Below are 1,148 nucleotides of genomic sequence, written 5' to 3'. Positions count from 1 at the left end.
GATGCTCCGTTCGAGGGTGCTGTGGAAGGTTCACTCGAAGGATCACGCGGTGGCCGCTCTACGTCGCGTCGAACGACGACGCCGACGAACCCGACGACCGCGCTACACCACTATCAGGGACTCAACTGTGGGCGGAGCACAGCCGACACTGCAGTGCAGTAGCCGGCGGTGGAACGCTCGACCCAGGTGGCGCTGGGATGCTCGACGTTGGCGATCCGTCATGTACGCGAGACCTCGGCCAGGTCACCCGCCGAGCTCGATGGGCAATCTGGAGAGGGCTTCGAGGCCGAGGTGGCGGGCGCCCTTCGGCCCCGTTCGTCGGTCTGCTCGGCCAGGACCGGGCCGACCATACGCGCGGTCGCGTCCGGTTCGAGAAGATGCTCTGCGGCGTCGGTGCGGCGCCGGTTTGGTCGTAGCCGGGAGTGCAGCATCGCCTCACGCGCGCCACAGGCACTCGGGACAGGGGCTCACGTTCGCCGCGTCGTGCGTCCTGCAGCGCTGCCAGGTCGCGTCGGCAGGTTCGCGATGATCCGCGCATCCCTAGGACCTCACGGGGCCTGTCGCCACTGACGCCCTGGTGACCACGACGACAGCATTGATCACACGTCCGGCATCACGACCTTCCTCGTCAACGCGTCGACGGCGACGAACGTGAGCAGCGGCCGCATCAGATACGGCGAAACATCGGCCAGGGCTTCGCCGAGCAGGCGGCGGGGTCGTCAAACGTGGTGTGCTCACTGTGATGCCCCGTTCGAGAGCGCTGGCGAAGGTTCACTCGAGGGGTCACGCGGTGGCGGCTTTGAGGAACCTTTCGACGCCCGTTGTCGCCCCGGTGCGGGGTCCTACGGGCCACCGTCGGGGGCAGGTATCCTTTGCTTCGACCTCCGGCCGTTCATGCGGCGTTCACCGGAGCTCCGCTCCGGGGTTCCCGGCCGACCTCACCTCCCCGTGACCCGGACCCGTTCGAGGGCTCGCCCTCCCGGGTTCGACCACAGATTGAAAGGACCTGGGCTCCATGCCTCTTGACCTTGTCGTGATCGGACTTGGGTATGTTGGGCTGCCCCTCGCGCGCGAGGCTGTGCGTGGTGGTCTTGTCGTGCGCGGGTTCGACGTCACGACGTCGCTCGTCGATGCGCTCAACGAGGGTC

General features: G+C 67.4%; 1 protein-coding gene. It reads left to right on the top strand.

What is annotated here, in order from left to right; genetic code table 11:
• Positions 1–1,015 precede the first annotated feature (1,015 nt).
• Positions 1,016–1,148, top strand: a 133-nt coding sequence (locus tag IF651_RS18400) for an NAD(P)-binding domain-containing protein (protein ID WP_479682366.1), incomplete at its 3' end; no start/stop codon positions are given.

It is taken from the genome of Cellulosimicrobium arenosum, assembly GCF_014837295.1.
GTDB classification, from domain to species: domain Bacteria; phylum Actinomycetota; class Actinomycetes; order Actinomycetales; family Cellulomonadaceae; genus Cellulosimicrobium; species Cellulosimicrobium arenosum.
Note: the sequence above shows the minus strand (reverse complement) of the source record. Positions and strands in the feature narration are given on the sequence as shown.